Here is a 21,724-nt window from a genome sequence, read left to right on the forward strand (position 1 = left end):
GCGTAACAGATCAGGCTGAAGCGCGCACGTTATGCTTGCGCTTCATGAAGTCCTTGGCGGTCTCGACCGCCACAGCCGCGTCGCGGCAATAGGCATCGGCGCCGACGGCCTTGCCGAATTCCTCGTTTAGCGGCGCGCCGCCGACCAGGACGACATAGTCGTCGCGGATGCCCTTTTCCTTCATCGTGTCGATGACGACCTTCATGTAAGGCATGGTCGTGGTCAAAAGCGCCGACATGCCGATAATGTCGGGCTGGTGCTGCTCGATGGCGTCGAGGTATTTTTCCACCGCATTGTTGATGCCGAGATCGATGACGTCGAAGCCGGCACCTTCCATCATCATGCCGACGAGGTTCTTGCCGATGTCGTGGATGTCGCCCTTGACGGTGCCGATCACCATCTTGCCCTGCTTCGGCGCGCCGGTGGCGGCCAGCAGCGGGCGCAGGATGAACATGCCGGCTTTCATCGCGTTGGCCGACAGCAGCACCTCGGGAACGAACAGGATGCCGTCGCGAAAGTCCTCGCCGACGATGCGCATGCCTTCGACCAGAGCTTCGGTCAGCACCTTGTAGGGCACCCAGCCGCGCTCGAGCAGGATGTTGGTGCCTTCCTCGATCTCTTCCTTCAGTCCGTCATAGAGATCGTCGTGCATCTGCTGCACCAACTCGTCGTCGGAAAGCTCGGAGAGGATGATCTCGTCGTCGGCCATTTTTCTCGGGCTCCTTGCCGCGCGGATGCGATCACGGCGGCTTAAAATAATCGCGTCAATACCTAACCCGGCGGGGGCAGGTATCCATAGCTGATTTGCGACTTCCCGCAAAAGGAAAGCGACCGCAAATCTATTGGAATTCTTGTCGATTTTGCGACAGGCGTTGGCGCTGGCGGGCCGTTTCGAATAGGGTGCATGACTACGATCCGGGCGAGAAGCCGCCTACGCGGCCGCAAACGGTTTTTAGGGAAAAACGATCATGAGTGAAAACGCGTCAGTCGACCAGGAAGCGTCCAATGCGCGACGTGGACGTGCTGCCAGCGGCGGCGCGGCTGCAAGGCGGGCGGCGCGCTCGGGCGGCGGACCGGGCACCCAGCTCACCTATATCAAGCGCAAGATCAACATCTATGAGGTCCTCAACGAGGAAGGCCTGGCGATTATCGAAAACAACACCGATACGGTGCTGGAAGAGATCGGCATCATCTTTCGCGACGACGCCGAGGCGCTGCAGCTTTGGAAAGAGGCGGGCGCCGACGTCAAGGGCGAGCGCGTGCATTTTCCCAAGGGCCTCTGCCGCTCGCTGCTGAAGACCGCGCCGCCCATCTACACCCAGCATGCGCGCAACGCCGAACGTTCGGTGCAGATCGGCGGCAACGCCACGGTCTTCGCGCCGGTCTATGGTCCGCCCTTCGTGCGCGATCTCGACGGTGTCAGGCGCTACGCGACGATCGAGGATTTCCGGAATTTCGTGAAGCTCGCCTATATGGCGCCGTCGATCCACCATTCGGGCGGCACGGTGTGCGAGCCGGTCGATGTGCCGGTCAACAAACGCCACCTCGACATGATCTACAGCCACATCAAATATTCGGACAAACCGTTCATGGGTTCGGTGACGGCGCCAGAGCGGGCCGAAGACACCGTCGCCATGGCCAAGATCGTGTTCGGCGACGATTTCGTCGAAAACAACACCGTGCTGACCAGCCTGATCAACGCCAATTCGCCGATGGTGTTCGACGAAACCATGCTGGGCGCGCTGAAAGTCTATTCGCGCCACAACCAGGCTTGCATCGTCACGCCGTTCATCCTTGCCGGCGCGATGAGCCCGGTCACGGTGGCCGGCACGCTGACGCAGGTTCTGGCAGAGGTGCTGGCCGGCGCCTCTTTCACGCAGTTGATCCGTCCCGGCGCGCCGGTGCTGTTCGGCACCTTCGCCTCGTCGATCTCCATGCAGTCTGGTGCGCCGACCTTTGGCACGCCGGAGCCGTCGCTGGTTTCCTACGGCGCCGCACAGCTTGCCCGCCGGCTCGGTCTGCCGTTCCGCACCGGCGGCTCGCTCTGCGCCTCCAAGGTTCCGGACGCGCAGGCCGCCTATGAGAGCGCCAACACGCTCAACTCGACCATTCTTGCCGGCACCAATTTCGTCCTGCATTCGGCCGGCTGGCTCGAAGGCGGACTGGCGTCCTGCTACGAAAAATTCATGATGGACATCGATCAGCTCGGCATGACGCAAAAGTTTTCCGAAGGCGTCGACCTCTCGGAAAACGGCCAGGCGATGGACGCCATCCGCCAGGTCGGCCCGGGCAGCCACTATCTCGGCTGCGACCACACCCAGGCCAATTTCCAGACCGCCTTCTACCGCTCCAGCATCGCCGACAACAATTCCTACGAGCAGTGGCTGGCCGAGGGCGAGAAGACAGCGCCGCAGCGCGCCAACGAACTCGCCCGCCGCTGGCTGGAGACCTATGAGGCGCCGTATCTCGATCCGGGCATCGACGACGGGCTGAAGGACTACATCGCGACGAAGAAGGCGTCGATGGCTGACGCCTTCACCTGAAAGGAGCCCGAGTCAGGCGGGGCTAAAGTCGCCAACATCATCCACAAGGAAGTCTGGCGGAGCGCTTTCTCCGACCCGGACAAGAAGGGATGATTGCGCGGCGCCGGGCTGACGAGATAGCGGCCGCGCTTTCCGCCGACGGCCTCATCCTGCGCGGCGGCTTCAATTTCGCAACAAGCGAAACGCCGCCGCATGGCCCTTCAGTTGCCCCCGCCAAATCCGTGCTGTTGGTGGGGCAGGCGGGAGCGGCACCCTGGCCGCATTTACTGCGCTGGCGCGACCGGCAACCGCAAACCATTGCTAATCCGCTCGACACATGGTCGCGCGCAGTGATCGGTGCGGTGGCGGAGAAATTCGGCGCGCGCGCCGTTTCGCCTTCGGACAGACCTTATCTGCCGTTCCAGCAATGGGCGATGCGAGCGGAGGGGCTGAGACCGTCGCCGCTGGGCATCCTGATGCATCCGCAGTACGGGCTCTGGCATGCCTATCGCGGCGCGTTGCTGTTCGAGGATGAGATCGCGCTTCCTGAACGTCGCGAAGCGATTCACCTTTGCGACGCCTGTGTTGCAAAACCTTGCCTGAAATCCTGTCCGGTTGACGCCTATTCCGCGGATGGTTTCGCTCATCAGGCTTGCCTGGCGCATGTGCGGGGATCGAAGGGCGAACCATGCCGCGGCGGCGGCTGCCTCGACCGCAACGCCTGTCCGTATGGCACGGCCCATCGCTATCCGCCTGAGGTTCAGGCCTTTCACATGACGGCGTTTGCCGGCCTGTAGCCGGGTCGAAAGCCCGCACAAAGTGTTGAACGGGATTGTCAGGGAACGGCTTGCCCTGACAATGCCTGCTTATATGTATCACACGACAATCAACGGGGCGCGCCATGGCGAAGCAGGACATTGAGATAAAAACCGAGGACGGCGTGGCGAAAGCCGGGCTGTTCCGCTCGGCGACCGCTTCCTCGTCCAGGGCCGGCATCATTCTCTATATGGACGCTTTCGGTCCGCGACCGGCGCTCGACGCAATGGCGGAACGGCTGGCAGGCGAGGGCTATGCCGTGCTGGTGCCGGATCTTTTCTATCGCAAAGCACCCTACGGGCCGTTCGAGCCCAAGACCGCTTTCGTCGTCGAGGAGACCAAGGTCGCGCTGACGGCGTTGGTCCACGGCACGACACAGGACATGACCATCCGCGACAGCAGGGCGTTCCTCGACACGCTTACCGCTGAAGGTGTCACCGGACCGGTCGGTGTCGTCGGATACTGCATGGGCGGGGCGCGGGCTTTGAATGCGGCTGCAACCTATCCCGATCGCATCGTGGCGGCGGCGAGCTTCCATGGCGGCAATCTGGCCAGCGATGCCGCCGACAGCCCGCACCGCAAGGCCGCAATGATCAAGGCGCGCGTCTATGTCGGGACATCGGGCGTCGACCGCAGCTTTCCGCCGGAGCAGTCGGCGCGGCTGGTCGAGGCGCTGCGCGTGGCGGAGGTCGACCACGCCATCGAAAACTATGCCGGCATGGCGCATGGCTGGTGCGTGTCGGACCACAGCGTCTTCAACGCGGCCGGCGCCGAACGTCATTGGAAGCGACTGACGACGCTGTTCGCCGAGACGCTGATCTAACGAGGCGTTGCCTGAAGTCGCAACGAACGGGTAGAGACTGCACGATTGGCGCGGCCTGTTAAAACAGCGCCAGTCGAGCGGGAACGAACAGCCTGATGCAATCCTATGATGTCGTGGTGATCGGCGCCGGTGCGGCCGGAATGATGTGCGCCATCGAGGCGGGCAAGCGCGGCCGCTCGGTCCTGGTGCTCGATCACGCGGCAAAGCCCGGCGAGAAGATCCGCATCTCCGGCGGTGGCCGCTGCAATTTCACCAACATCCACACCAGCCCGAAGAATTTCATCTCCGGCAATCCGCATTTCTGCATTTCGGCGCTCAGCCGCTACACGCAAGGCGACTTCATCGCGCTCGTCGAACGCCATGGCATTGCCTATCACGAGAAGACGCTGGGACAGCTGTTTTGCGACGGCTCGGCGCGCCAGGTCATCGACATGCTGGTTTCCGACATGCAGGATTGGGGTGTGGAACTGGCGTTGTCGACCGAGGTGAGGAACGTCAGCAAGACCGCGGACGGGTTTGTGCTGACGCTCTCCGCTGGCAGCGTCGCTTGCAGCTCGTTAGTCGTGGCTTGCGGGGGCAAGTCGATCCCCAAAATGGGCGCGTCCGGTTTCGGCTACGAGCTTGCGGCGCAATTCGGCCTTGCGGTGGTGGAAACACGGCCGGCGCTGGTGCCGCTTACCTTCGACGCAAGAACGCTGGAGCGGCTGGCGCCTTTGGCCGGCAATGCCGTCGATGCCGAAGTCGCCTGCGGCAAGACGCGGTTTTCAGAAGCGATGCTGTTTACGCATCGCGGCTTGAGCGGGCCTTCCATCCTGCAAATATCGTCCTATTGGCGCGAGGGCGACGAGATCCGCATCGCCATGCTGCCGGGGAGGGATGTGGCGGAACTGCTTCGCGCCGCCCGGCGCGTCAACGGCAGGCAAGCGGTGCAGACGGTGCTTGCAAACCATTTGCCGAAGCGCCTTGCGCAAGCAGTCGCCGAGCGCAGTGGGATCGATGGCAATCTCGCTGATTTGACAGACCTGCAAATGAAAACCGTCGAAGCCGCCGTCAACGACTGGCGCATCAAGCCGGCCGGCTCCGAGGGTTACCGCACGGCGGAAGTGACGCTTGGCGGTGTCGATACCAACGGGCTCGATCAGAAGACGATGCAGGCGAAATCCGTGCCGGGGCTGTTTTTCATCGGCGAAGTCGTCGATGTCACGGGCTGGCTGGGCGGCTATAATTTTCAGTGGGCTTGGTCGTCCGGCTGGGCCTCGGGCCAGGTGTGCTGATATTCAGGTGAGGCCGGCCTGCAAACGACGGCTTTCTGTGCTTCCGGTGCTCGCGTACCAAAAGTACGCTCCGCTCCGGTTCTCGAAATCCATCGTTTTCGGCTCGGCCTCACCTGAATCTCAGCGCACCTGTTGCGCGTGCATCCGTCGCCTCGGAAAAAAATCTTTCCATAACCCCAAGGATTGGCCATTAGCCTTCGTCCAACAGGCAAATGATGGCGATGATGCTGGATGAAAGCGAAGCCTCCGACGCCGAATTGATCGGGCGGGCGAAGGGCGGAGACAGGGGTGCCTTCGGCAAATTGCTGGAGCGGCACTACGACTTCGTCTATCGCGCCGCCTATCGCTGGTGCGGAAAGAAGGCCGATGCCGAAGACATCGCCCAGGAGGTCTGTGTCCGTCTCGGCAAGGCGATCCGCGACTACCGCGGCGGCGGCGCGTTTACGACATGGCTCTATTCCGTGACGCTGAACGCGGCGCGCGACATGATGCGCAAGACGACGCGCGAAAACGTCAAGACCGAGGCTTTCGGCGCCTACAGCATGATATCGGGAGAGGCATCCGCCGAGCCCGAAGATCCGACTGAGGCGCTCTGGGCAGCGGTGCGGCAATTGCCGGACAAGCAGCGCGATGCAGTACTTCTGGTCTATGGCGAAGGTTTGAGCCATGCGGCCGCCGCCGAGGCGATGGCAATCTCGGAGACGACGGTTTCCTGGCACATCCATGAAGCGAAGAAACGGCTGAAGACGTTGATGCGTTCAGCCGGGGAAGTGTGACCATGGTCGACGACAACGAACTCAACAGGCTGCGCGACGCAGCAGTACCGGCGCCGGGCGAGAGCGCGAAGACACGCGCCTTCGAAGCCGCCATGCGCGCCTATGATCAGGAAAATATTTCTGCCGTCACCCAAGGATCGGTCGGCGGGCTTCGTCTCACAGAGCGAGCACAAAAGCTCTGGAGCGAGATCATGCAAAAGAAACTCATCGCCACGCCAGCCATTGCCGGGCTCGTCGCCCTGCCGATCGCCGGATACGCCACCTTCCACATCCTGAGGGAACAGCCGTTGCCGTTCGGTAGCGACGAGAAGATCACTGAGACGCTGGCCGACAAGCCGGCAACCAATGGGCCGGCGATCAACGCGCCGGTAAAAGAAAAGCAGGCGCCTGAAGGCGACAAGAAGGCCGACGCCGATGTGCGAAGCCGCGACACCACTACGACGCTTACGCCGCCCGCGCCGCCGAAGCCCGAATCGACCGTTGCTGTCGCCCCTGCGCAGCAGGATGCGCTGGGGCGCGGCGTGTTGGCCGAGCCTGCGCCAGTTGAGAGCCGCGAGTTTTCGCTTGACGGCACCGCTGCTCCGGCCGGCGGCGCGCGGGTCGACCGCATGGCCGGCGCGACCGAGTCCAAGTACCTGGCGCAGCCTTCGACGATGCCGGCCGACCAGATAGCGCCGCAGGAGCCAAACCGCGACCGCGTCGAGGATTTCAAGACCAATCCGGTGCATGCAGCCCTTCAGGATCCGGTCTCGACCTTCTCGATCGACGTCGACACCGCTTCCTATTCCTTCGTCCGCGGCTCGCTGAAGCAGGGCTACCTGCCGCAGGCCGACACGGTGCGCGTCGAGGAGATGGTCAATTACTTCCCCTATGACTGGAAGGGTCCGGACTCGGCTTCGACGCCGTTCAACTCGACCGTCAGCGTCATGCCGACGCCGTGGAACGGGCACACCAAGCTGATGCACGTCGCCATCAAGGGCTTCGACATCAAGCCGGTCGAGCAGCCGAAGGCCAATCTGGTGTTCCTGATCGACGTCTCGGGTTCGATGGATGAGCCGGACAAGCTGCCGCTGCTCAAGTCGGCTTTCCGGCTGCTGGTCAGCAAGCTCAAGGCGGACGACACCATCTCGATCGTCACCTATGCCGGTGACGCCGGCACCGTGCTGATGCCGACCAAGGTCACCGAGAAGGACAAGATCCTCAACGCTATCGACAATCTGCAGCCGGGCGGCTCGACGGCCGGCGAGGCGGGTATCAAGGAAGCCTACAAGCTTGCCCAGCAGTCCTTCGTCAAGGACGGCATCAACCGTGTGATGCTGGCCACGGACGGCGACTTCAATGTCGGCCAGACCGATGACGACGATCTGAAGCGACTGATCGAGCAGGAGCGCAAGACCGGCGTCTTCCTGTCGGTGTTCGGCTTTGGACGCGGCAATCTGAACGACCAGATGATGCAGACCATCGCCCAGAACGGCAACGGCACCGCCGCCTATATCGACACGCTGGCCGAGGCCGAGAAGGTTCTGGTCGAGGATGCTTCCTCGACGCTGTTCACCATCGCCAAGGACGTCAAGGTCCAGGTCGAGTTCAATCCGGACAAGGTCTCGGAGTACCGGCTGATCGGCTATGAAACCCGCGCCTTGAACCGCGAGGACTTCAACAATGATCGCGTCGATGCCGGCGATATCGGCTCCGGTCATTCGGTGACCGCCATCTACGAGATCACGCCGAAGGGCAGTGGCGGCGAGCAGATGGATCCGCTGCGCTACGGCCAGGCGACGGTCAACAATGGCGGTGTCGCCAATGCCGACGAATATGCCTTCGTGAAAATCCGCTACAAGCTGCCGAACGAAGACGTCTCGAAGCTGATCACCACGCCGGTGACGTCGGCCAACGAGGTCGCGTCCTTCGACCAGGCCAGCACCGACCAGCGTTTCTCCATCGCTGTCGCCGCCTTCGGCCAGAAGCTGCGCGACGAGGATGCGACCGCGAAGTTCGGCTACGACAAGATCATGGAGATTGCCACCGCCGCCCGAGGAGCCGACCCGTTTGGGTACAGGTCCGAGTTCCTTTCGCTTGTGCGCCTTGCCTCGGCGCTCGGCGGTAACCGGTAGTGGCAATACAGCCGGTTCCTTTCAGACGGGGGTCGTTCTGATACGGGGAACCGGCTACGGGCGGGTGAGGCAGGCCGGCGGGGGAAACCCTGCCGGCCTTTTTTCGGATCGATTGATCCGAAGCGCACAGATGATCCGCCTGATCGTTAAATTGCGCGGCTTTTCCGGAACGTCATCGCAATGCCCTGCTATTATTGCATGGGGTCGGGACTGGGCTTGGGGAGCCGGGAATTGCAGATCATGAACATTGGAAACACGACGCCGGCGGTGAGACACACGCAGGCGTCGGGAACGCTGTCGCCAGAATCCAGGCGCATCATGGATGACGTCGACGCAGCCCGGAATACCGCAAAGTCGGCGCTGACCAATGACCGCTTTCGCGTCATGCTGGAGCAGATCGGCAATCCGCAGTCGTCGGGTGACCTGGTGACGATGAATGAAAGCGCCGACAGCACCGCCCTGGATTTCACGACGGCGCTATCGCGTTACGCTGAAAACAGCGAATAAGTTCGATATCAGGCGCGGCTGCGGCGGCGTTCGCGGCGGGCTTCGCTGGTCTCGGCGGTGTTTTCCGTCGCCACCTTGTTGCGCATCGGACCGATGCGCTCGACGATCCCCGCGACGGTCGGGCGTTCGGATTTGGTGTGCGCGTCGAGCGCCTTGCGCATGGCGGCAAGGTGCTGGAACGAGGTGCCGCAGCAGCCGCCGATGATCTTCGCGCCGCCATCCACCGCCAGCCGGACATAGTCGGCCATCAGCTCCGGCGTGCCGGAATAATGGATCTCGGTGCCACGAAATTCGGGAATGCCGCAATTGCCCTTGACGATCACCGTCGCTTCCGGCTTCGCCTCCGTCATGTCGAGCAGCGAGGCCAGGATGTCGGAAGCGCCGACACCGCAATTGGCGCCGACACCGAGCGGCGTCTCTGAAAGTCCGTCGACGACGCCGTGGATATCCCTGGGCAGCAGGCCCATCATGGTGCGGCCGGCAGTGTCGAATGAACCGGTATAGGTGTAGGGCAGGCCGACGCGGATGGCGGCCTCCGCCGCGGCGCGGATTTCGTCCGGCGCAGACATGGTCTCGATCCAGGCGACTTCGGCGCCGCCTTCCTTGAGACCCTCGATCTGCTCGGCAAAAGCCTCGACTGCTTCGTCATAGGTCATGGCGCCGAGCGGCACCAGCAACTCGCCGGTCGGGCCGACCGAGCCGGCGACGATGACTTTCCTGCCGGCCTTGTCGGCGACCGCGCGGGCAATCTCGGCGGCGCGCTTGTTCAGCGCATGCACGCGGTCCTGCGCATGGTGCAGCTTCAGCCGGTGGCGCGTGCCGCCGAACGAGTTGGTGAGAATGATATCGGCGCCGGCGTCGACGAAATTCTGGTGCAGGCTGGTGATGGTGTCGGGCGCTGTCTCGTTCAGCAACTCCGGCGCTTCGCCGGCCTCCAGACCCATGGCGAACAGATTGGTGCCGGTGGCGCCATCGGCGAGCAGCACGCCCTTTTCGGCCAGCAGAGCATCGATGGGATTGTTCGCGGTCATCGGATCGGCTTTCAGATTTTGAATGGAATAAGGATATAAAGAAGTCTTTATGTCCAGTCAATGTGTTTGCGACCTGCAATTGCCGCGCGGTTCACCTTTCCGGGGCGTTGGCGGTCAGGCAGAACCCGATGGAAATGACGCGCCGGCCAGATTGCGCGCGTAGGCGGCGGCCTCATGCGGGTTGATGTCGGCGGCCCGGATCAGATTGTCAAAATGCTGGGTCAGCGCCTGTACCGGCTGGGTGGCATTCAGCACGACATACATGTCGCCGACATAGATGGCGGCGCGGTAGGGACCGAAGATTGTCAGCGGGATCGAATAGCGCATGCGGCCGTCATAGAGGAACAGGCGGAAGGTGGGGTAGAGATCGTCAAGCAGCGTCGCCATATGGGCAAGCTGCTGCCGGCGGTCAGCCTCGGGAAAGCGGTCCCAGACGCCCAGGCCGCGGGCGAAAATCTCCAGCGTGTGGCGCGGCATGCAGACCTCCATATCGGTCTCAGGGCGCCGGTTGTACTCGATGCGGTACTGCGTCTCGCTGGCCTGCGCCAGACGGCTGCGGTTGGTGATGTTGGCTTCGTAGTCGACCAGCTGGCGTGTGCGCAGGAGATCGGGAATGCCGGCCGGCACATAGCGGATCTTGGTGCCTGCGGCTTCCGCGAACCATTTGGCGAGCAGCGTGCGGTCGAAGCCGTCGGGCGCCTCTTCGATCTCCAGGCTTTCGCGGATTTCGCCGGTGACGCCTTCGTCCTGGGAGAGGCCGAGCAGCCAGTCCAGCGAGATCTTGAATTCGACGGCGATGTTGAGCAGCGTTTCGGCGCGTGGCAGGCGCGTCGAGGCGCCGGACATCAGTTGCGACAGCGCCGACCGGTCGATGCCGACTGCTGACGCGAAAGCCGACTGGTTGAGATCGGACCGTGTCAGGAGCAGCTTCAGGCGCTCCCGGAAGATTGCCGAAAGGTCCCGTTTGTCCACTGTTCGTTCTCCGCACTCTCTTAGGAAAAATTTGCGCCCGAGCCGTCGAATCAGCACTTCCAGCGTAAATGAATCCGTAGGGTTGTTTACAATGTATAACATCTGCGGTCGAAAATGCGCAATCGCAACATTTTGTACACTTTGTCTCGTTGAGCGGAATCGCTTCTCCTGACACTATGCTGTCAGGAACCAATTCCGGCGACTGAGGGACAGTGGTCGATAGCATGACAGGCAAGCGCATCAAGCGACGCGACGCAGCCGCCATCGAGTGGCCGACCGTGGTGCTCGCTTTCTTCTGTTACGGAATGTGGCTCGCTGCCGGGCTCCTGCTCTGGCCCTCTTATCCGATCCCGGCACTTCTTCTCCTCGGCTTCATCCTGGCCTTGCAGTCGTCGATCATGCACGAAGTGCTGCATGGCCATCCGACGCGCAGCGCGCTCATCAACGAAGCCTTCGTCTTCCTGCCGATCGGCCTGGTCTGGCCGTTCCGTCGCTTCAAGACGCTCCATTTGCGCCACCACGCCGACGAGCGCCTGACCGATCCGCTCGACGATCCCGAGAGCTATTACCAGGCGTTGTGGATGCATGACGATCTGCCGCCGACGATGAAATTCCTGCTCAAGATCAACAACACCATGGCCGGCCGTTTCTTTCTCGGCCCCTGGCTGTCCTGCATCGGTTTCTTCGTCGATGACGCCAGGCATGTGATTGCCGGCGATAAGGTGATCGGCAAGGCATGGCTGCTGCATGCGATCGGCCTCGCCATCGTGGTGCCGATCGTGCAGTTCGGCTTCGGCATTCCGGTATGGCTCTACATTCTGGTGCCGGTCTGGCTCGGCCAGTCGCTGATCGCGGTCCGGACTTTCGCCGAACATCAGTGGTCCGAGCACCCTGAAGGACGCACGGTGATCATCGAGCGCTCGCCGCTGTCGTTCCTGTTCCTCAACAACAATCTGCACTTCGTTCACCACAAGACCCCGACCGTTGCCTGGTACAGGCTGCCAAAACTGTTTGCCGACCGCCGCGACGAGTGGCTGCGGATGAACAATGGCTACGCCTATCCGAACTATTTCGCACTGATCAAAGCCTACGCCTTCAAGCCCAAGGAGCCGATCGTGCACCCGGTGCTGCGCCGCCAGGCCGAGCCGGGCAGGGCGTTCAAGCCGCGCATCAGGGCGCGCAGCATCAGCGGGCTTGGCAGCGCGCCGGTTCCGGCCGAGCCGCCGAAGGAATAATCCCCGGACTTCCCGAACCCGTGTCGGCCAATTCTGATTGGACGCCGCGTTTTTGCGATCCTTTCCCGAGCCATGATGATTGAGTGTCGGCATGAGTGATTTGGTTGCGGCATTGCCGATGTATGACTGGCCCGAAGTGCGCGGCGAGGTCGACGCGCAATGGGCAGCGTTGCGCGATGCTTTTCGGCACAAGGGCGTCGATGGGCCGCAGACAATCGTGCGCCGCAATGGCGACCTGCCGCCGGTGCCGGGCGGTATCCACGACGCCGAGGGCAGACTGATCGCGCCCGATCCGGCGACACTGCCGCCGGACGAACTCGACCATCACCAGCTTTGGCTGCATCCGGCGCTGCTGTTCGCGCAGACCTGCTGGGGGCCGATGGAACTCGGCCTGAGCAAGCATGTGCAGGTGGTCGGCCAGCCGAGCTACGACGCTTACGAGGGCGGCGAAGGCGAACTCTATTCGAGCGCGCTGGTGATGCGGACGGGCGAGGGACCGGAGGTTCGCTCGCCCGCGGATGGCAAAGCCTTGCTGCCGCTCGATCTGATGCGTGGCAAGTGTTTTACCTACAACAGCCTCGATTCGATGTCGGGCATCATCGCGCTGACGCGCGATCTGCAGGCCGCCGGCGAAAGCCTGGATATCTTTTCCTCGCGCAGCGAAAGCGGTGGCCATCGCGGCTCGATCGTCGCGGTCGCCGAGGGCAAGGCGGATATAGCTGCCATCGACTGTGAGAGCTGGGCGCTGGCGCAGCGTTTCGAACCTGCGGCAAACGCCGTGAAGGTCGTCGGCTGGACGGCAAGGCGCAAAGGCCTGCCCTACATCACCGCCAGGACGACGCCGGAAAAGACGCTCAAGGCTCTGCGCGAGGCGCTTGCCGGATCAGCCGAGCAGCCTCGCATCCAACGGGTAGGTTGAAAGCTGCTCGTTACCGGTCTCGGTGATCAGGATCTGTTCCTCGATCTTGACGCCCTCATGGCCGCCGAGACGGCCGATATAGCTTTCCACGCACAGCACCATTCCCGGCTCCAGCACGCCATCGGGCGTGTCCGGCGTCCAGTCGCTGGCATGTGGCAGGGTTGGATACTCGTCGGCGAGGCCGACGCCGTGATAGAGCACGCCGTAGCGCGCCGGGAAGCAATCTCCCGGCGGCACCACGGAGCGTTCGACCAGGTCGCGAAAGGACATGCCGGGCTGCATCAATTGCGTGTTGTGGGCGATCTGGTCGGCGGCGATGCGGAACAGGTCGCGCTGCTCGTTCGATGGCCTCGCATCGCCGCAAAGCCAGGTGCGCGAGAGATCGGCGCAGAAGCCGTAGGGACCGATCAGGTCGGTGTCGAAGGCGACGAGGTCGCCTTCCTCGATCACCCGCGACGAGCATTCCTGGAACCACGGATTGGTGCGCGGCCCCGAGGCAAGCAGCCGGGTTTCGATCCATTCGCCGCCGCGCGCAATGTTGCCGCGGTGGAGTTCGGCCCACAATTCGTTTTCGGAAATGCCCGGCGTCAGCGCCTTCTCCATTTCACCCATCGCCGCTTCGCAAGCGACGATTGCGCGGCGCATGGCGAGGATCTCGTCCGGCGATTTGATCAGCCGCGCATTTTCCATCACCGCTTCGCCATTGCCAATCGAGATGCCGAGCCGGGCGAGTTCCTCGACGCCTTCCGGGTTGATGTGGTCGACCGCAATGCGGCTGTTGCCGCCGCCATGCTCCTTGACCAGATCGGCGATGCCGGCCGCCCAGCGGCGGACTTTGTGCTCGGTCAGCTCACCGCCATAGAGGTACATCCACGACACTGCCGGCCGCACCTCGTCAACGACGCCGGAATGGTCGGACAGATGCTCGCAGGAGAAATAGTCGAACAGCACCACGGGTCCCTCAGTGGCGATGAAGCAGTGGCGGGTCGGATTGTGCGCGACCCACAGCTGCATGTTGGTCGAATCGGTGGCGTAGCGGATGTTGACGGGGTCGTAGAGCAGCGCGCCGGCGTAGTTTCGGCGCCTCAGTTCGGCTCGGATGCGCTCGAGCCGGTATTGGCGCATAGCGGCAAGATCGGGCGCGGCGATGCCTGCCGCTTGCCATTCGGTTTCAGCCAGCGCGCCATAGCCCAGCACATGCTGGTTCAGCGACGCCGCTTTCTGGCGCGAGGCGTCGCGCAAGGCTTCGACGGAGCCCGGCTCGAACGGCATGATCTTGCGGTGACGGCCGAACCCTTGTTTCTCCACCCGACGCCTCCCTGCCGACTTACTGTGGCGCTGCGCCCGCGGCCGCTTTCTTCAGCCGCGTGACCGTCAGCGTGCGGGTGGGCGGCTCGCTGTCGAACAGCATCGGGACGACCAACTGCTGCGGCGAGCCGTCAGCGACATAGCCGGCCTCGCTCAAGGCCCGCAGGATGCCCTCAGGAGGTTCCTTGTCATTGGCCATCACGAGCACCGCCGGCTCGATCAGCAAATGGCCGAAGTCCGGCATCTCGTCGTCGAGCACGACCAGATCGGGATCGACAAGACGCAGATTTCCCACCCAGTGCCAGCTCGATATCGCCGTGCGAACCGGACCGTTTGCCGTCAGCTGGCCATAGAGCGACTGGTAGTCGACACGCACGATGCTGCCGCGGCTGTCGCCGCCATTGAGGTGCGTGTACCAGGTCACCGGCAGCACGAGGATGGCAAGCGTTGCGCCGACAAAGACGACGACGTCCTGCACCTTCCTTCCCTTGTCGCCTCTGGCATCCATCCGCAAGGCCAGCGCGACCGGCAGCAACACAAGGATGGGAAGCATCCAGCGATCGCGAAATTGCGTCGTCCCGCTCGCCAGGACGAGCACGATGGTCATCGCCAGGGCAAAAGCGATGGTGCGCCACACCAGTTTCTCGGTCCATGGCGCCGGTTGCAGAGCCGGCGCCGGCTTTTTCCATGCGATGAGCAAAGCCGCGACGAATATGCCGGCCGGCAACACGGCGAAATACAGGATAGCCTTGCCCAGTCCGCGCATTCCGTAGAATGCGGTTTGTATGGCGCTTTCTCCTCTGCCCATGCCGAAGCCGCCGCTGTGCGACAGCAACTGGTCGGTGTAGGTCAGGTTCCAGTAGAGCGTCGGCAGGCAAAGCAGCACCGCCACGACAAGGCTGATCGAAAACCGGCGGTTGAGGATGACGCCGCGCGTTTCGCGCAGCGACAGGGTGGACAGCATCAGCGCGCCGAGAAAGATCGCGTTGTTGTATTTCGACAGGATGGCGGCGGCCATCGCCACGCCAAACAGCACATAGGTGGCCAGCGAACGCCGCTGCACCAGTTCAACGAGCGCAAGAAACAGCACCACTGAAAAACAGAAAGCGGCGATCGAGTGGGTGAGGGCGTGCTGCATCTCCCACACCATCTGCGGAAACAACAGCAGGCCGAACAATGCGGCGGCGCCAGCGCGGCTGGAATAGCCCAGGCGGCGGACAGCGATGAAAACCGACGCCAGCGCCGCTCCGATCAGCAGGTACTTCACGATCTTGAGCGCCAGGATGTTCGTTCCGACCACGGCGGCGACGAGGCGGGCAAGCCAGGTGTAGAGCGGCGGCTGCGAGCCGCCATAGCCAGCCCAGAGGTAGTGCATGTACATCAGCTGTTCGGAATCGTCGACGCCGACACCGGTTCCTACGACATGGGACAGCAGCGCCATCACCACGATCTGGACGACGCAATAGACCGCGACGCAGACCAGTGCGGCGTTGAAGGGACCGACCTTGCCTTCGCCGAGCCAGTCCGTCCATTTCTCTAGATACTGCAAGGGGATCGTCTTCTCATCGAGGGAAAATGCCTGCGGCCAACTGCCGAAGGCCCCTTACACGATCTCACGCTCCCTGTCGCCTTTTCAGGTCCGCATCTTCTCGCCGCTGGGGTCGAAGGGCGCCTCGACATTGATGCGCGCCGGACGCCGGTGGCCGAGGATCTCGATCTCGAACAGTCCGGCACTTTCGTCCTCGGCGAGTGCCGCCGGCACATAGCCCTGCGCCATCGACTTCTGTACATAGTGCGCATAACCGCCCGAGGTGACCCAGCCGACCACGCGCCAGTCGCCGTCGACGATGCCGCGCACGGCGGAAGCGCCTTTGGCAGCCTTCGAGCCACGCACTTCCTCGCCCGCCATGTCGAAGCGCGGCGCGCCATAACCATGCGGCTTTTCCACCGTGCCATAGTCCTTGCCGACCTTGGCCCAGATCGGCTCGTCGCCCATGACATCGGCGTCGGCCGCATCGACGATGAAGGAAACACGGCGCAGTTTCGGCCCTTCCGCCTGTTCCTTGGCGGCGGCTTCGCGGCCGATGAAGTCGTTCTTCTCCAGCTTGATGAAGCGGTCCATCGCGCCTTCGAACGGGCCGTAGATCGGGCGCAGCTCGCGGTACCAGGTCGGGAAGTTCTTCTCCAGGCGCATGGAGAGCAAAGCGCGCATGCCGAAATCGACGAGGCCGAACTCCTCGCCGGCGTCCTTGATCGCCTTGTAGACCAGACGCTCATAGGCCGGCGCCATCCAGATTTCATAGCCGAGATCGCCGGTATAGGTGATGCGGTTGACCATGCAGGGCGCGCCGCCGACCGCCATTTCGCGGAAATCCATGAAGCGGAAAGCTTTCGTCGAGATGTCGACATCGACCAGGTTCTGCAAGAGGTCGCGCGATTTCGGCCCGGCGATCGACAGGCCGACGAGCGTCTGATCGAAGCGGTGGATGCGCACCGAACCATCCTTCGGCAGGTGCTTTTCGAACCAGCGCATGTGGTATTTCTGCGCGGCGGAAGAGCCCCAGATCATAAATCTGTCTTCGCCTGCCTTGGCGATGGTGAAGTCGCCGATCAGCTTGCCGAATTCGTTGATCATTGGCGTCAGCACGATGCGGCCGATCTTCGGCATGCGGTTGGTCATCAGCCGGTTGAGGAAATCCTCAGCCGCAGGTCCCGACACTTCGTATTTGGCGAAGTTGGCGATTTCGGTGACGCCGACGCGTTCGCGCGTGGCGCGCACTTCCTCGCCGATAGGACCGAAATCGTTTGAGCGGTGGAAGGAGACGACGTCCTTCGGCTCCTTGCCCTTCGGCGCGAACCACAGCGGGGTCTCCAGGCCCCAGCTATCGCCCATGACGGCGTTGTTGGCGAGCATGGTATCGTAGAGCGGCGTCGTCTGCGCCGGACGCGCAGCCGGCAGCTCTTCATTGGGGAAGCGGATGGAGAAGCGGCGCGAATAGTTTTCGCGCACCTTTGCGTTGGTGTAGCGCAGGCCGGCCCACTCGCCGAAGCGGGCGACATCCATGCCCCAGACGTCGAAGCCGGGATCGCCATGCACCATCCAGTTGGACAGCGCGAGGCCGACGCCGCCGCCCTGGCTGAAGCCGGCCATGACGGCGCAGGCGCACCAGAAATTGGTCAGGCCCTGCACCGGCCCGACCAGCGGATTTCCGTCCAGCGCGAAGGTGAAGGGGCCGTTGATGATCTGCTTGATGCCGGCTTTCTCGATGCCGGGGAAATGCTTGAAGCCGATCTCCAGCGACGGCGCGATGCGGTCGAGGTCCGGCGGCAGCAGTTCATGGCCGAAATCCCACGGCGTGTTGACCGGCGACCATGGCTTGCAGGCCTTTTCATAGGTGCCGAGCAGGATGCCGTTGCGCTCCTGGCGGGTGTAGATCTCGCCCTTGAAGTCGAGCACGCCGATCATCTCGCGGCCGGTCGATTTGTTGAATTCCTCGACCTCGGGCATCGGCTCGGTGAGCAGGTACATGTGCTCCATGGCCAGCACCGGCAGTTCGACGCCGACCATGCGGCCGATCTCGCGCGCCCACAGGCCGCCGCAGTTGACGACATGCTCGGCGTGGACGGTGCCCTGTTCGGTGACGACGTTCCAGGTGCCGTCAACTTCCTGCGTCAGCTCGACGACACGGTTGCGCAGCACGATCTCGGCGCCCAGCTTCTTGGCCGCCTTGGAGTAGGCGATCGTCGTGCCGGAGGGATCGAGATGGCCTTCGACCGGATCCCACATGGCGCCGACGAAATTGGTCTCGTCCATCAGCGGGAACATCGCCTTGGCTTCGGAGGGCGTGATCAGCTCGGTGTCCATGCCGAGATAGCGGCCCTTGGCGTGGGCCAGGCGCAGAAAATCCATGCGCTCGGGCGTATCGGCCATCATCACGCCGCCGGTCAGATGCAGCGAGCAGGACTGGCCGGAGATTTCCTCGATCTCCTTGTAGAGCTGCACCGTATAGGCCTGCAGCTTGGCGACATTGGGATCGCCGTTCAGCGTGTGGAAGCCGCCGGCTGCGTGCCAGGACGAGCCGGAGGTGAGCTCGGACCGTTCGATCAGCATGATGTCGGTCCAGCCGGCCTTGGCCAGGTGATAGAGCACCGAGCAGCCAACGACGCCGCCGCCAATGACAACCGCTTTAACGTGAGATTTCATGAGAGATAGGTCCGTTTTTGCGTAAATTGAATCAGGTGTGTCGGTTGGCAGGATGCCGCCAGTTGCTTGCCGATCAAAAATCGGTCGGCGCGCCGCCTTCGGACGTGCGCTTTTCGACGAAGTCGTTGAGCTCTTCGCGGATCGCCGGGTCCATATAGGGTTCCTCGTAGGATGCCAACCGCTCCTTCCAGACCTTGTTGGCCTTTTCCAGCGCGGTCGGCGATCCGGCTTCGGCCCAGGTTTCGAAATTGCGCCAGTCGGAGAGGATGGGCGAGTAGAAGGCTGTCTTGTAGCGGTCCTGCGTGTGCTGGGTGCCGAAGAAATGGCCGCCGGGGCCGACCGACTGGATGGCGTCGAAGCCGAGCGCTTCGTCGGACAGGTCGAGCGGGGTGAGGAATTCGGCCACCATCTGCAACAGGTCGATGTCGAGAATGGTCTTCTCATAGGAGCAGCGCAGGCCGCCTTCGAGCCAGCCGGCGCCGTGCATCATCAGATTGCCGCCGCCCTGGATGGCGCCCCACAGCGAGAACACGCTTTCATAGGCTGCCTGCGCATCGACGGTGTTGGCGGCGCAGGTGTTGGAGGTGCGGTAGGGGATTTTGTAACGGCGGGCAAGCTGGCCGCCGACAAGCTGCGCTTTCATATATTCAGGCGTGCCGAAGGCCGGCGAGCCTGACTTCATGTCGACATTCGAGGTGAAGCCGCCATAGCCAACCGGCGCGCCCTTGCGCACCATCTGGGCGAACGCAATGCCGGACAGCGCCTCGGCATTCTGCTGCACCAGCGCGCCGGCGATGGTCACCGGCGCCATCGCGCCGGACAGGGTGAAGGGCGTGATGACGACGACCTGACCCTTGCTCGACATCTGGATGATGCCTTCCATCATCGGCACATCCAGTTTCAGCGGCGAATTGGTGTTGATGATGGTGAAGACGGATGGCTCTTCGAGCATCTGCTCATGGCTGATGCCGCGGGCGATTCTGGCGATCTCGATGCCGTCGACATTGCGCTCCTTGCCGAGCGAATAGATGTGGAACACCTTGTCGGTCAGCGTGGCGAGGTCGCGGATGCATTCGAGGTGGCGCACGGAAGGATGGATGTCGGTCGGCTCGACCGGATAACCGCCGGTGCAGTTCAGGATGTTGTGCATCTGCGCCAGACGCAGGAAGTTGCGGTAGTCCTGCTGGTTGCCCGGACGGCGGCCGCGATCGAGGTCGGAGCAGTTCGGTGCCGACGCCATCATCGACAGGATCACATTGTTGCCGCCGAAGCGCACATTGTGCGCCGGGTTGCGGGCATGGAGCGTGAATTCCGACGGGCAGTTGGAGATGAGATCGAGGATCATGTCGCTGTCGAAGCGCACGCGCTCGCTGCCCTCGCGGACATCAGCGCCATTTTCCTTCATGATGCGGCGCGCTTCGTCATGCAGTACGTCGACGCCTATTTCCCTCAAGACGCGCAGCGAGGTGAGGTGGATCGATTCCAGCTCGTCGTCAGAGACCAGCTTGGTCGGCGTCAGCGGATTTCTCAGTTGCCGAAAAGCCGGCTGTTCGAAGGCGGCCGAGCCGCCGGCGCGCTTGCCCGCACGGCCACCGCGACGGGCACGGTCGGTTGCCAAAGGCGGTTCGGCTGGATGCAGGGCGGCGGTCATGATGGTCCTCGTACGATGCTGGTAGCGGGCGGCATAATGGACCGGCGGCTATCCGACCATTGCGGAGGCGGCGACCACTAGGACGAGGGAAGCGACATGCCCGAACGGCAGTCCGATAGCTGACAACCTTGCCGGGGATTGGCGGACAGGACGCGCCCACTGCGGCTCTTGGCGCAAGGGGATTTCAGGCGCGGCCCTTCCTTTCCCTAAATCGAACCGCTAGCTCAGTGGTTTGCCGCTGGATGGGCCGGCAATTCATGTGGAAGGCATCATGGCTGCGACCGGTTCGAGCGATGGCGAAGCGGGGACGCAATGGGCAGCGCTTGCCGGCGTAACTGCCGCCCTCGCGATGTTCGGTGCGGCGCAAGGGCTGAGCTCGCCGCTGTTTACGCTGCTGATGCAGAAGCAAGGCATGTCGCCGGCGCTGATCGGCTTGTCGGCAGCGATGATGCCGCTTGGTCTGATCCTTTCGGCCTCGTTCGTGCCGGCAGCCGTTCGGCTGGTCGGCGCGCGCAACCTGGCTGTGGGTTGCTCATTGATTGGGGCGCTGTGCTTCCTCGGCATCGGCTACCTGCAGGACTGGGTGGGCTGGTTCGTCATCCGCTTCATCATCGGTATCGTCATCAACCCGCTCTATATACTGGGCGAAGTATGGGCGCTGTCGCTGGCGCCGCCGTCGCGCCGCGGCAGGGTGATGGGGGCATTCAACACCGTGCTGGGCGCTGGCTATGCTGCGGGGCCTTTGGTCCTGACCGCGGTAGGGATATCGGGCTGGGTTCCTTTCCTGGTCGGCATGGCCGGCTTCATCCTGTGCGCCGCGATCCTTCGTGCTGTTTCGTCAAGCCTCGCCGGCTTCGAGGATGACGGCCAATTGCCGGGCGGCTTTTTCGGTTTCGCCAGGCTGGCGCCGGCGCTGTTGTTTGCCGTGCTGGTTTCGGCGGCGGTCCAGCAGGGCACCTACGCTTTGATGCCGGTCTTCGGTGCTGCCTATGGCCTGCCCGAAAGGACGCTGGCGGCCCTGGTGATGGCACTGTCGCTGGGAAACATCTTCCTGCAAATCCCGCTCGGCCTGCTGGCCGAGCGTTTCGGCGGGCGGGCGATGATCATCTTCTGTGCGTTGGCGACAACGACCTGCGCGGTTTTGCTGCCGTTGCTGATCACGACGCCGGCGATCTGGCTCGTCCTTCTCGTCATGGGCGCTGTCGGCTACGGCGTCTACACCATGGCGCTGGTGGAGCTCGGCAGCCGCTTCAGGGGAACCGTGCTGGTCGCCGGCAACGCCGCCTTCGCATTGATGTGGGGCGCCGGCGGCATTGTCGGCCCACCTGGCGCCGGTGCCTTGATGCAAACCATCGGTCCGCTCGGTCTGCCGGTGGTGATCGCCGGCCTCGACGCGCTGCTGGTGAGCTTCGCGCTCTATCGATCGTTCAAGCGCCAAAACTCCTGACGGCCCAAAACTCCTGACAGGCCAAAACTCCTGACAGGCCCAAAAACTCCTGACAGGCCCAAAAACTCCTGACAAGCCCAAAAACTCCTGACAGGCCTTGTCTGGAGCAAACGGTTTTTCCCGGG

Annotated in this window: 17 protein-coding genes; 10 read left to right on the forward strand and 7 right to left on the reverse strand. The window is 63.0% G+C overall.

What is annotated here, in order from left to right; translation table 11 throughout:
* Positions 1-10: 10 nt before the first annotated feature.
* Entirely contained in the window at positions 11-709 is a 699-nt protein-coding gene (locus NKI32_RS05605; RefSeq protein ID WP_023688118.1) for a cobalamin B12-binding domain-containing protein, read from the reverse strand.
* Positions 710-968: 259 nt separating this feature from the next.
* Here NKI32_RS05605 and NKI32_RS05610 point away from each other — a divergent pair, with 259 nt between their 5' ends.
* The 7 genes from NKI32_RS05610 to NKI32_RS05640 all read left to right on the forward strand — a co-directional run bounded on the left by NKI32_RS05610 (position 969) and on the right by NKI32_RS05640 (position 8,832).
* Positions 969-2,543 (forward strand): trimethylamine methyltransferase family protein, encoded by a 1,575-nt coding sequence (locus NKI32_RS05610; protein WP_023670403.1) that lies wholly within the window; start codon positions 969-971, stop codon positions 2,541-2,543.
* Positions 2,544-2,632: 89 nt separating this feature from the next.
* Entirely contained in the window at positions 2,633-3,319 is a 687-nt protein-coding gene (locus NKI32_RS05615; RefSeq protein WP_353002185.1) for a hypothetical protein, read from the forward strand.
* 104 nt (positions 3,320-3,423) lie between these two features.
* Complete coding sequence (locus tag NKI32_RS05620; RefSeq protein WP_023730692.1) at positions 3,424-4,161, forward strand: dienelactone hydrolase family protein; 738 nt, start codon at positions 3,424-3,426, stop codon at positions 4,159-4,161.
* A gap of 95 nt (positions 4,162-4,256) precedes the next feature.
* Positions 4,257-5,435: a BaiN/RdsA family NAD(P)/FAD-dependent oxidoreductase gene (locus tag NKI32_RS05625; RefSeq protein ID WP_023700323.1), complete on the forward strand. Its 1,179-nt coding sequence runs from the start codon at positions 4,257-4,259 to the stop codon at positions 5,433-5,435.
* 215 nt (positions 5,436-5,650) lie between these two features.
* Positions 5,651-6,211, forward strand: coding sequence for an RNA polymerase sigma factor (locus tag NKI32_RS05630; RefSeq protein ID WP_023696454.1), 561 nt, complete (start codon positions 5,651-5,653; stop codon positions 6,209-6,211).
* Between the two features lie 2 nt (positions 6,212-6,213).
* Positions 6,214-8,325 carry a vWA domain-containing protein gene (locus NKI32_RS05635; RefSeq protein WP_352807327.1) on the forward strand — a complete coding sequence of 704 codons (2,112 nt, stop codon included), beginning with the start codon at positions 6,214-6,216 and terminating at the stop codon, positions 8,323-8,325.
* Positions 8,326-8,565: 240 nt separating this feature from the next.
* Positions 8,566-8,832, forward strand: coding sequence for a hypothetical protein (locus tag NKI32_RS05640; RefSeq protein WP_023724232.1), 267 nt, complete (start codon positions 8,566-8,568; stop codon positions 8,830-8,832).
* A gap of 8 nt (positions 8,833-8,840) precedes the next feature.
* On the opposite strand, the gene bmt is transcribed toward NKI32_RS05640, so the two are convergent.
* Together bmt and NKI32_RS05650 are read right to left on the reverse strand one after the other, a co-directional pair.
* Complete coding sequence (gene bmt, locus NKI32_RS05645) at positions 8,841-9,863, reverse strand: betaine--homocysteine S-methyltransferase (protein ID WP_023688124.1); 1,023 nt, start codon at positions 9,861-9,863, stop codon at positions 8,841-8,843.
* Between the two features lie 114 nt (positions 9,864-9,977).
* Entirely contained in the window at positions 9,978-10,835 is an 858-nt protein-coding gene (locus NKI32_RS05650) for a helix-turn-helix domain-containing protein (RefSeq protein ID WP_023825772.1), read from the reverse strand.
* 224 nt (positions 10,836-11,059) lie between these two features.
* Between NKI32_RS05650 and NKI32_RS05655 the strand changes: the two genes are divergently transcribed.
* Together NKI32_RS05655 and NKI32_RS05660 are read left to right on the forward strand one after the other, a co-directional pair.
* Positions 11,060-12,070: a fatty acid desaturase gene (locus NKI32_RS05655; protein ID WP_031196653.1), complete on the forward strand. Its 1,011-nt coding sequence runs from the start codon at positions 11,060-11,062 to the stop codon at positions 12,068-12,070.
* 91 nt (positions 12,071-12,161) lie between these two features.
* Positions 12,162-12,989, forward strand: coding sequence for a phosphate/phosphite/phosphonate ABC transporter substrate-binding protein (locus tag NKI32_RS05660; protein WP_023681766.1), 828 nt, complete (start codon positions 12,162-12,164; stop codon positions 12,987-12,989).
* Here NKI32_RS05660 and NKI32_RS05665 read toward each other — a convergent pair.
* From NKI32_RS05665 to NKI32_RS05680, 4 genes are all read right to left on the reverse strand, one after another.
* Complete coding sequence (locus NKI32_RS05665; protein WP_023696460.1) at positions 12,954-14,261, reverse strand: M24 family metallopeptidase; 1,308 nt, start codon at positions 14,259-14,261, stop codon at positions 12,954-12,956. The two genes, NKI32_RS05660 and NKI32_RS05665, sit on opposite strands and share 36 nt — an antisense overlap.
* Before the next feature lie 55 nt (positions 14,262-14,316).
* Positions 14,317-15,846, reverse strand: coding sequence for an ArnT family glycosyltransferase (locus NKI32_RS05670; RefSeq protein ID WP_023670415.1), 1,530 nt, complete (start codon positions 15,844-15,846; stop codon positions 14,317-14,319).
* A gap of 84 nt (positions 15,847-15,930) precedes the next feature.
* Positions 15,931-18,501, reverse strand: a complete 2,571-nt coding sequence (locus NKI32_RS05675; RefSeq protein ID WP_353002188.1) for a GcvT family protein — start codon at positions 18,499-18,501, stop codon at positions 15,931-15,933.
* Between the two features lie 73 nt (positions 18,502-18,574).
* On the reverse strand, positions 18,575-20,152 hold the full coding sequence (locus NKI32_RS05680; RefSeq protein ID WP_353002189.1) for a trimethylamine methyltransferase family protein: 1,578 nt from the start codon (positions 20,150-20,152) through the stop codon (positions 18,575-18,577).
* A 271-nt stretch (positions 20,153-20,423) separates the two neighbouring features.
* On the opposite strand from NKI32_RS05680, the gene NKI32_RS05685 reads away from it, so the two are divergent.
* Positions 20,424-21,599, forward strand: coding sequence for an MFS transporter (locus NKI32_RS05685; RefSeq protein ID WP_023818058.1), 1,176 nt, complete (start codon positions 20,424-20,426; stop codon positions 21,597-21,599).
* Positions 21,600-21,724: the final 125 nt, after the last annotated feature.

Source organism: Mesorhizobium sp. M0761, assembly GCF_040320205.1.
Classification (GTDB): Bacteria; Pseudomonadota; Alphaproteobacteria; order Rhizobiales; family Rhizobiaceae; genus Mesorhizobium.

Bases quoted from the DNA above. Each gene is read 5' to 3' on its own strand.
- bmt (WP_023688124.1), bottom strand. From the start codon at position 9,863: ATGACCGCGAACAATCCCATCGATGCTCTGCTGGCCGAAAAGGGCGTG.
- NKI32_RS05620 (WP_023730692.1), top strand. From the start codon at position 3,424: ATGGCGAAGCAGGACATTGAGATAAAAACCGAGGACGGCGTGGCGAAA.
- NKI32_RS05605 (WP_023688118.1), bottom strand. From the start codon at position 709: ATGGCCGACGACGAGATCATCCTCTCCGAGCTTTCCGACGACGAGTTG.
- NKI32_RS05610 (WP_023670403.1), top strand. From the start codon at position 969: ATGAGTGAAAACGCGTCAGTCGACCAGGAAGCGTCCAATGCGCGACGT.
- NKI32_RS05615 (WP_353002185.1), top strand. From the start codon at position 2,633: ATGATTGCGCGGCGCCGGGCTGACGAGATAGCGGCCGCGCTTTCCGCC.
- NKI32_RS05665 (WP_023696460.1), bottom strand. From the start codon at position 14,261: ATGCCGTTCGAGCCGGGCTCCGTCGAAGCCTTGCGCGACGCCTCGCGC.
- NKI32_RS05660 (WP_023681766.1), top strand. From the start codon at position 12,162: ATGAGTGATTTGGTTGCGGCATTGCCGATGTATGACTGGCCCGAAGTG.
- NKI32_RS05625 (WP_023700323.1), top strand. From the start codon at position 4,257: ATGCAATCCTATGATGTCGTGGTGATCGGCGCCGGTGCGGCCGGAATG.
- NKI32_RS05685 (WP_023818058.1), top strand. From the start codon at position 20,424: ATGGCTGCGACCGGTTCGAGCGATGGCGAAGCGGGGACGCAATGGGCA.
- NKI32_RS05675 (WP_353002188.1), bottom strand. From the start codon at position 18,501: ATGAAATCTCACGTTAAAGCGGTTGTCATTGGCGGCGGCGTCGTTGGC.
- NKI32_RS05655 (WP_031196653.1), top strand. From the start codon at position 11,060: ATGACAGGCAAGCGCATCAAGCGACGCGACGCAGCCGCCATCGAGTGG.
- NKI32_RS05640 (WP_023724232.1), top strand. From the start codon at position 8,566: ATGAACATTGGAAACACGACGCCGGCGGTGAGACACACGCAGGCGTCG.
- NKI32_RS05680 (WP_353002189.1), bottom strand. From the start codon at position 20,152: ATGACCGCCGCCCTGCATCCAGCCGAACCGCCTTTGGCAACCGACCGT.
- NKI32_RS05630 (WP_023696454.1), top strand. From the start codon at position 5,651: ATGGCGATGATGCTGGATGAAAGCGAAGCCTCCGACGCCGAATTGATC.
- NKI32_RS05635 (WP_352807327.1), top strand. From the start codon at position 6,214: ATGGTCGACGACAACGAACTCAACAGGCTGCGCGACGCAGCAGTACCG.